Source organism: Nostoc sp. UIC 10630 (assembly GCF_010747425.1).
In the GTDB taxonomy this organism is placed as follows: domain Bacteria; phylum Cyanobacteriota; class Cyanobacteriia; order Cyanobacteriales; family Nostocaceae; genus Nostoc.
Window position 1 is genome coordinate 1 of the sequence record NZ_JAAGOG010000245.1, and the last position, 10,028, is coordinate 10,028.

The 10,028-nt window shown below is 38.5% G+C and carries 5 protein-coding genes; all 5 read right to left on the reverse strand.

From position 1 onward, the window contains the following. Window positions 1-174: 174 nt before the first annotated feature. The 5 genes from G1O98_RS33295 to G1O98_RS33315 all read right to left on the reverse strand — a co-directional run bounded on the left by G1O98_RS33295 (window position 175) and on the right by G1O98_RS33315 (window position 9,351). Window positions 175-1,311, reverse strand: a complete 1,137-nt coding sequence (locus tag G1O98_RS33295) for a DUF1822 family protein (protein ID WP_163937586.1) — start codon at window positions 1,309-1,311, stop codon at window positions 175-177. A 38-nt stretch (window positions 1,312-1,349) separates the two neighbouring features. Beyond that, the gene (locus tag G1O98_RS33300) at window positions 1,350-2,828 is read right to left on the reverse strand and encodes a hypothetical protein (protein ID WP_163937589.1); all 1,479 of its coding nucleotides are present in this window, start codon (window positions 2,826-2,828) and stop codon (window positions 1,350-1,352) included. Window positions 2,829-3,053: 225 nt separating this feature from the next. Further along, on the reverse strand, window positions 3,054-3,293 hold the full coding sequence (locus G1O98_RS33305) for a hypothetical protein (RefSeq protein ID WP_163937593.1): 240 nt from the start codon (window positions 3,291-3,293) through the stop codon (window positions 3,054-3,056). Between the two features lie 572 nt (window positions 3,294-3,865). After that, complete coding sequence (locus G1O98_RS33310) at window positions 3,866-8,635, reverse strand: CHAT domain-containing protein (RefSeq protein ID WP_163937597.1); 4,770 nt, start codon at window positions 8,633-8,635, stop codon at window positions 3,866-3,868. Window positions 8,636-9,027: 392 nt separating this feature from the next. Continuing rightward, entirely contained in the window at window positions 9,028-9,351 is a 324-nt protein-coding gene (locus G1O98_RS33315; RefSeq protein WP_163937600.1) for a hypothetical protein, read from the reverse strand. Window positions 9,352-10,028 lie beyond the last annotated feature (677 nt).

Consider the following 10,028-nt stretch of genomic DNA (forward strand, 5'->3'; position numbering starts at 1 on the left):
CATTGCAGGGCAAACGCATCTAAAATACAAGAATTATTTAATAGCAAGGGTTTGGGCATTTCATTGTTTAAACTCTTTTTTTAAGATAAATAGTTATCCAGCAAGTATTTTAGAAATTATGTGCGTTTGCCCTGTGCCGTATTGTTAATAATAGCTACTATTAAATTTACCTTCTTACAATATAAATTCCTCAGTAACTACAGCACCTTTATAACTGACTTCAACCTTGAATTCTTTATCCAGTGCTTCACTAAATTCTAACTGAATAGCATTATCAGTTTGCCTTGCACTGACTTCCTGACTTATGGAAACAAGGGTATTGGGATTAAGAGTAATTTTCAAGTTCAAGCCAGAAGGTAAATATTCTTCCTGATGAGGAAGAACTTGTACAAGCACACCTTGTTCTCCATTTTCTTCTTGTTTGAGATTGACAATTAAAGCTAAGATTTTATTTTGTAGCAGTAATCCAAAATCAAATAATTTAGTCTGGGAAATAGTAAAATTATTTGACTCTTTGCGACTTCTAACATAGCCCCAAGTTAAGTTATTTGAAATTTTAGTCCCAACAAATTCTGTAGATTGCCAACCTTCTTCAAATACTCCATCCCACCATTTCCTCAAATTGACTAATACTTTACCTACTTGATTTTTTGCTTGACTTAGAGTTTCTCGAACTGTGTTGTTACTTGTGACTGCTGGGGGTAATTTAATCGCAGATAGATCCAGAAAACGAGTGTACAGCAACAGATTATTTAACTCTGTGTCAAATAAAGACAATGCTAATATATAACTATCTTCAGGCTGAGATTTTAATGTTTGTATTTGAGAATACTTAAATAGTTCGTCGTAACGTAAAAAGCCATGAATATTTACTTGTTCTTCCTCTTCTAATACTTCCAGTAAAACATAAAAATGAGCAGTCATTTTAGCTGAATTGATGTAATTTGCGGGTACAGTAACAAAATCATCTATCATGTTATCTACAGTAATCAAACACAGGCGAAATTCACCTACACTCAGATAGCAAACATCCTCAATTGCATTATCATTGCCATCTAGAGTAATTTTTATATTTGGATTTCGTTCTTTCAGACACTTTTTAAGTCCAACTAATGCTAGTGCGTTTAAATATATTTTCCATTGACTGATTTCGGCGATTTTACGGAAGTTATTATCGCTGATTACTCGCGCTTCATCAAAATGCTCTGGTTCTAACCAAACAATTGTTGGTGACATTTTTTTTGTTATATTTTCTGAATCAATCAAATAAATAGATGATTTATTCATATTCCTACCTGTTTTTTCTTTCATGAAAATAGTAATGGTAAATTTGATAGCGGGTACTTTGTTTATGCTGCATGGGATGAATCACTAAGATAGATACGAATTGTTTGAGCAAATAAGCTGTTTTTCATCTGCTTTTTACTAGCCAATAATTCTGCTTTTGCTTCTTTAAATGTTTTATTCCAGCCAAATTCTCTAATTTCCGCAGCAATATTTTTTAGATAGTCAGGTTGATGAGTAATTTTTGTTAATCGAGATTGATTTAGCGATTTTAATAAATAGTCTAAAAAAATCTCTTCATTTCGATACTGCACAGTTACCAAAAAATTTTCTAGTTGAAAAATACGTCTGGCTTTACTCCATTCGATTTTCCAAAGTTTACCAATTTCACTCAATGACATATTCTCCTGATAATAAAGTCGTAAACCTTCTGGGAATTGGTGAGCAAAGTTTTTGTACCCTCTACTTTTTCCCAAATCTTCAATGCGCTGTTTAATCACCTCTGCTACTGTTTGATATAACACTTTTTCAAACATTCCCTTACAAATTTCTTGTAATTTTTCAAATTCTATGTCTTCAGGATCGCGGTCTGTATAATTAGGTAATTCTGGGTTGGGTAAATAATTATTACTGAAATTATCATATAATTCTGTTGGGACAGTTTTTATATTGCCAGTTTTTCTATAAAGCCAGTCTTGACGTAAAATTTCTGCAATGCGCTTTAGATGATAAATTAATTCATTGGAAGCAAGAGTAATATTTTCCTGCTGCAACAATTCCAACATTTCTTGCAGTTGGCTTTGTGTGGGTTCTGAACAACGTCCTTTTTGGCTTGTTTTTATTCTATCTCGCTGATAAACTTTTTGAAAAACTTTGATAAGTTCATGGTCTGCCGCTATAAAAATATTTGACAAAGAACGAGGAATAGATTTACATAAAAGTCCCCAATCACTGGGAGTTGCTAATCCAAACTCCCACAAAAATGACTTAATATCTTCGTTTTGGCGGATGAGTCTGGTAGCCCAATTATCTAAGCTTTCATTAGAACCTAAATTGGGATTAAATTTCCGCAAAATTTCAACACTAAAAATTTCTCCACCTTTAGCGATCGCACGAGTTGTGCCATCATGAAGGTTGAAGATTTGTTGAGTTTTAGCTTCACTATCTAAAACCACCAGTGCTGTACCATCGTCGTTTAAAACGAAGGGTAGTAAATCGGTGTATCTAAACAGATTTTCTGCACTGACGTTGTAGATGTGAGGGATAGTTTTGCAGGTGATGACAATCCTATGTGAAAGATAACACCGTAAACAAAGTCCGGCGATCGCACGTTGATAAATGTCATCACCAAAATGAAACATTCGCCACAAAATTGATTGAACTTGCTTATTTTCTTCTGTCGATAGTGTGGGTTTGCTGTTTACGTAAGGAAATTGTATTTTAAAAAACTCTTTAGCCCTACCAATTTCTCTGTATTTTTTTAGCTGAACCTCTTCCCCTATAGGAAGTACCTGCATTTGCCAATATTTTGACGGTGACACCATAGTAATTTTAGTTACCTCAAGTCTCTTGAAAACATGACATTAACAGCGAAGCTTTAGCACCAGATGCCATTTTTGATTAATCTTCTGGGGGCTACATTATATATAGGTTTGATTTTGGGAACCTATACACTTTTAGAAAATGGGAGGGCAAAGTTTCATCTCAAAGAAAATAACTCTACTAGAATTGTGTCTAGTAGAAGCTATCTTAATTATTTCGATGCCGATTTACTCCGTGAAATCACTACCGCTATCTGATTTAATGAATCCTAAAAATATACCCGTTCCAGAGATAACTTTGCTACCCCCTTTTGCAATATCATCTAAAGCATCTGACTCACCATCTACTAGCTTTGCTACACCACTTGCGACAGTGGCAATACCATCGGCTGTTTTGACTAATCCAGATGGATCAATATTACTAGCAATACCTTTCACAACTCTAAATAAGTCATCGATTGTGTCCATTTTTCGTTTCTCCAAGTTGGAGAACTTATTTGTATTGGAGTAAAATGAGCAATTATCTAAAAAGCTACGATCAAGAGATAATAACTCAGTAGGAATTATGCTTTTACTCCATGTATTTAGGTAAACCTGCTAAATATTTTTACTCACATTTAGTAAGTTTATTTATCTTCTATTTGTTTTTGTGGAAAGGACATTGCAAAGTATTCGGATTTTGGTTGCAGTAATTGTTGTACTTTTTAATCGGTCCTATTGGCGGTCTTTTTGGAAGTTTTATTCTCGGTGGTTTTCTAATATTTCTCACAACTGAACTTGTACCCCTCACAGCCGGATTTGCATATGTAGATGGGGCAGTAAACACAATAGTTGTCATCGCAGTTGTTACAGCCAAAAGACCACACAAAAGGGGTTTCTTCAGCATCATAAAAAATCCTTTTCACTGTATTTTTCTGTTGAGCAGAAAGAGAAACTTAAGATAATTGTTTTCTCTGCTTCTACTTTTAAATAAGTTCAGGTTCAATCAGCCTATACACTTACTTGAAATAGTTAATATAAATTCTCAACGAAAATAAGAGCTACTGAGTGCCGATACCGTTACACAGAGTGCGATCGCTCTCGTTCACATTCGGGTTATTCTTCAGATAATCGCGCAACCAATCACAACCCTGCACTAATAAATCATCTAAATCCAAATTCCAGAGAATTATAGTGTTGTCTTCACTAGCAGAAGCAATCATTTTGCCGTCCGGGCTGAAACTGAGACTCTGAACATCATGGCGATGTCCACTTAGGGTTTTGAGTTCCTTACCTTCCCGACTCCAAAGTGTAATAGTATTGCTATCGCTCCCAGAAGCAAGTATTTTGCCGTCCGGGCTGAAACTAACGGTATTGACAAACATGCCATTCCCTGTTAACGTTTTGGGTTCCTGACCCTCCCGCCAAAGTTTGACAGTGGTATCTTCACTACTAGAGGCCAGTGTCTTGCCATCTGGGTTGAAACTAACGCTTCTGAGATAACTCTTATGCCCTTGCAGGGTTTTAAATGGCTGACCTTCCTGATTCCAAAATTTTATGGTTCTGTCACCACTAGCAGAGGCTAGTATTTTGCCATCAGGACTGAAACTGATACTTCTGATGTCATTTTTATGCCCTTGCAGAGTTTTAAGTAGCTGACCTTCCTGATTCCAAAGTTTTATGGTTTTGTCACTACTACCAGAGGCTAACATTTTGCCATTAGGACTGAAACTGACACTTCTGACACTATCGCTATGCCCGTAAAGGGTTTTGAATAGCTTAAATAGCTTACCTTCGCGATTCCAAAGTTTTATGGTTTTGTCATTACTACCGGAGGCTAACATTTTGCCATCAGGACTAAAACTAACGCTGTTGACCTCTGCTTTATGTTCAGAGAGAGTTTCAAGTAGCCGACCATCGCGATTCCAAAGTTTTATGGTTTTGTCATTACTACCGGAGGCTAACATTTTGCCATCAGGACTGAAACTAACACTGTTGACATCATCTTTTTTATGTTCAGATAATATTTTAAGCCTTTGTCCATCGACATTCCAGAGTCTAATGCTTGTGTCCCAACTCGCAGAAGCAATTGTTTTACTGTCTGGACTGAAACTGACGCTACTGATAACACTTTGATGTCCCTTCAGGGTTTTAGATAACCGACCTTTCTTATTCCAGACTTTAATTGTCTGGTCATAGCTAGCAGAAACAATTGTTTTGCCATCTGGGCTAAAACTGACTCTACTAACACGATCACAATGCCCATTGTTGCTACATCCTGGAAAGGTTTTAATTAGCTGGCCTTCCTTAGTCCAAAGCTTGATTAAGCCTTTATACCCACCAGAGACGATCATTTGATTATCTGGGCTAAAGCTAACGCTCCCAACATCATCATCAAGATCTTCATTTTCACATTTATCTTGACGCTTACAACCGGACAATGTGTGAAGCAGCTGACCATCGCGACTCCATAGTTTGATAGTTTCGTCCGAACCAATAGAAGCAATCATCTGACCATTGGGGCTGAAACTGACACCCATAACAGATTTGTTATGTCCAGAAAGAGTCTTTATTAGCTGACCATCGCGACTCCATAGTTTGACGGTTTTGTCGCGACTCCCGGAAGCAATCATTTGACCATCCGGACTGAAGCTGATAGCACTTACACGGTAAGCGTGCTTCTGAGGAAAATTTTTAAGTAACTGACCATCGCGACTCCATAGTCTGATAACACTGTTAAAACTTCCAGAAACAAAGAGCTTACTATCCGGGCTAAAACTTATACTAATGATACCACTAAGATCTGTGTTGACGGTTTTAAGTAGCTTACCTTCTCGACTCCAGAGTTTTATGGTATCGTCACTACTACCAGAGGCAATTATCTCACCATCTGGGCTAAAAGTGGCGACATTAATATAACTTTGATGCCCTATTAGGCGATTGCGCTCTTGAACTCCGTAAACTGCCTGCTGTAGCGTTACAGTCACAGTTTGCTTTAAAGCCGCATCTGGTTGCACAATTGCATTTTTAAGTTGTTTGCCTGCCTGTACACCAGCAACCAAAGCCTCAAGTTGTTTATTGGAAAGTAAGGATGATTCAGAGGCTTGATTTAAGGCAACTATGCTCTGTTGTTGTGCGTTACTCCACTGAAGAAAGGCAAACATAGCAAATCCCGAAAGCACAATACTAGAGATGAGTGCAACTCTATTCCGCACTTGAGCAGCTTTTTGTGCTTCTATTGCCTGCTCTAACTCTCGCTGTGTGCGTTCTTTCTCTTCTCGCTGTGTTTTATCCCGCAATTCCAAACTCAACTGAATAAAAACTAGCTCATCTGGACTGACATCTAACCATCGTAGTTGCAACCAACCCTCAGCCTCCGCTAAAGGCGCACCACGCAACAAAGCACCTTCATCGTTACTAATTTCCCATTGTTGCATTGCTCCCCGCAGACGCTCTTGCCAAGTGCGAAATTCACGATTATCTTGAATCCACTGGCGGAAAGTTTTCCATTCCCTAATTAACGCTTCGTGAATGATCTCTACCGTCTCTTCCTGATTTTCGCTAGTCTCATCACAACCAGTCACCAGCAAACGCGCATCTGCTAATTGTTGCACCAAATCCCAATTTGCATCTCCTACTTCTTTGCGAGTCGCCACACGTCGGGTATCCTCCGTACCTTCCCCAGGACGCACTAATTGAATAAATATTTTTTCCGCGCGTTTTCTATCAGCCTCACTCAACTTATCTAAGACCGTATCGGCGTAGTTAGCCAAAGCCTTCTCCAATCCACCAATTTGTTGATAAGCTTCGTGGGTGAGAAACCATTTTCTCGGTTTCTGCCAAAGTTGCGTCAGGGTAAACTCAAGTAAAGGTAAACGTCCAGATTCATTACCCAAATCTCTGATTAAAGTATCTGTCAACCCCTCCTCAAGTACAACCTTCATTTTTTGCGCTGGTTTTTCCACAGCAAAACGCAACTCCTCCCGGTTCATGGGGCCAAGATTATAAATGCCCTGCTGCAAAGCATCGCTAAAAGGACGGTAAGATAAAGCATAGCCGTAAAAATCTGCCCGCAGTGTCAAAACCAAGGTAAATCTAGGAGCGTGGTTGATAGCGTAGATTAATGCATCTAAAAAAGGCTGGCGTTCCTCTGGCGGTGTGAGGGTGTAGAGTTCTTCAAATTGGTCGGCGATGAGTACTAAGTGTGACATTCCCCCTTCTTCCGGTTGAGGGGAACTTTTACTCCCCCCTTCCCTCGTAGGGAAGGGGGGTAGGGGGGTTAGGTTCTGAAAAATACTCTCAATCGCATCACACAATTTTTTCTCATCATGCCGCAAATCTACCTCTAAACCTATTTGGTCTAATCTGCGTTGTATATCTGTTATATTTTCTGGTTGTAGTTGCAGCGGTGAATGACAATGATTATGTAATGCGATCGCTAAATTACCAAAAGGATTATTCCCCGGACGCAAAGAAATAATCTGCATATTCCCAGCTTTTCGTAAACGAGGAACCAACCCCGCAAATACCACAGAGGACTTCCCACTCCCAGAAGCACCAACCACAGTCACCAAAGATTTACTCTCTACCGCTACTACCAACTCATCAACAGTTTTTTCTCGCCCAAAGAAAAAATTTGCTTCTTCTTCCCCAAACGCAGACAAACCTTGATAAGGACAATCAGGTAATTTACCAGATAATCCACCCAAATCTTCCCAACTAGGCGGAAGTTCTAATGTATTTTTGCAAATAATCGGTAACCAACTCACCCCTGGAAGCGGCTTTTCTGACTCAGATTTGCCTGTAAGTTCCTGTAATTTACCCCTGGCTTTCGATACAGCAGTAAATAAAGAATCTCCACCGACGTAAGAAGAAAGAAAAAAATTGAGAAATTTGTGCGCGATTTTATCCGGTACTGGTTCCCGCCAAACTATGACATAGGGTAAATTTAAATCTGCCAATCTTTGTGCTAAACCCAAACCATCACAGGAATTAAAAATTGCTAATTTTAAACCTTTGCTAATTGCTGATTTTAAAGTTTGAGGAATTTCTTCTAAATCTAAATTATCATTGGGATTGATAGCAATAATACCTTTTTTGCCATTTTCTTGAGATTCACTGTGACCAGCAAAAAATAAAATATCACAAGGTTCATCCCAGAGTTTATGAAGTGTCTCACGCTTGGGTTCTTTGAGTACAAGAATTTCTGCACCTTGCTTTTCTAATTTTAGAATTAATTCTTTATCGGTGTTGGTATCAATATTATTACTATCTCCAAAGATACTAATAATTTTAATTCTTCTGAAAGTTTCAGCATTGGGTTTGGTCGCAGATACAGATGCTTTTTGTAGTAAATCTTTAAAAGAAAGCGCAACTTCTGATGAAGAATCTTCTCGAAATAAATTACACTCCTGCCAAGGTATGCGATGTAAGATATTCTTTGTAGATTCTGATGTTACTCTGTGGGTATTGACAATTAAATGTATTTCTAAATAATTATTTAAGTTAATTACGGCTTCTAACTGTGACTTTATTGGTAATAACCATTGATTCAAATTTTGCCGTAAAGACTTACTATATTCAAAACAGATATCTGCGGATACATTTGTCACTTGGTTCTTTTTAAAACCTCTGCTGTTAGGTTGGGCTAACAAGTCGTAGATTTTTTTCCAATTTTCATAGCTCTTGGGAATTTCTTGGGCTGGGGGTAATTGGGTTTCTAATTGGGTAGGATGACTCTGAGTAGAAAAAGCATCTATCTGAAGTTGGATTTTACTAAATCCTTGCTCAAAATCACCATCGCCAAATTTCAAATTTACCCATATTTCCATAAACCACACCCTAAATGTATTAACTAATGTTGCCTTAATTACTTGCTAACAATCGCACAAAATTTAGGCAGCGAATCAGTTGTAAAAGCAAGCGAGGTGGCAATTGCCAAAATAGCAGTGCGTTCCGCGCAATCCCACTCCCTCATTTAGCGGAGCTTTATTTACTGATTACTACATTATTTCCATTCCCAATTCCGTAATCGAAGTAAAAACTTATAGCTGTCGTTTCAAGTTGTAAGTCACGCATCATTCAACGGAAAGACTTTTTTTGTGTATTGACAACTACAATTATTGATTACACATAATTAGGATTTCGTTGAATCTGCAATTAACAGTGCTTCTACCTCTGCTCAGTCCTCATTGCTCCCGGTAGAAAGCTTGAGACACGCCGATTAACTTACACCAGCTTCAGCTATAGCAGCACCTTCTTCTGGTTTAGGCTCCTTCGCCTTCTTCTGGAAAATTTGGATTCCTGCGTCAACCACCTCAAACCCATTAGAAGTTCGTTGACCAAGCTTGTCAGATATAGCGCCTGCCCAATCCCCAAACTCCGAGGCATTAGTTTCAGCCTTGCGCCAGCTTTTGGCGTTAACTTGAGCGGTAAAGACTATGCCGTTCTGATCAGTCAACTCGATTGCAACTTTCTTGTTCGCGGCTGGTGTGGCTGTTGGTAGTTCGCCACTAAATTTTATTGTGACCTCGCTTTTGGCTTCCATACCTTACCCCTGGCTCATCATCAATTTCATTTTTCCCGCTCCTGATTTTATCAGGGCTTCCGAAAAACTTCGCATACTAAACATTATTTAACTAAAAGGCATTTATAAGGTATTTACAAGGATTTTTTTGAAAATGGCATTTGTAAGGTAAACCAATGGCATCTCAATGGCAAATACAAGGATTTATTTGCACCTTCAACACTGAAAATCACCGTTTTTTACAAAATCCTTCTTTTTTGCCAAAAATAAGGTTCTGCAATGGCATCTCCAAGGTATTTACAAGGTAAACATAAGGTAAATCTAAGGATTTAGACCCCAAAAACATCATTTACCTCCCTGATTTCTCCACCAAAAATTCCTGACCAAAACTTACGCACAGTACGCCATATTTGGCGGAAAGTTTTTGACAGCCAAAACCGAAAAAGAAAAAAATAGCCCTCAAAAAAGACTACTAATAAACTACATAAGCACGACAAAAGCCGCCTCAGAGTTCACCCCTCTGAAACTGCGGCGGCTATTGTTCAAATATTCTTCGCTCAATCTCCTCCAAAAATCGCATCTAATTCTTGAGACGAAGCCTGACCTTGAACTATTGAAGCAGGTCTGATTGAATCAGCCGCTTCCCCTGAAAGCTCAGGCGACTCTAAAACATTACTCTTGTAGCTTGGGGCATTGAC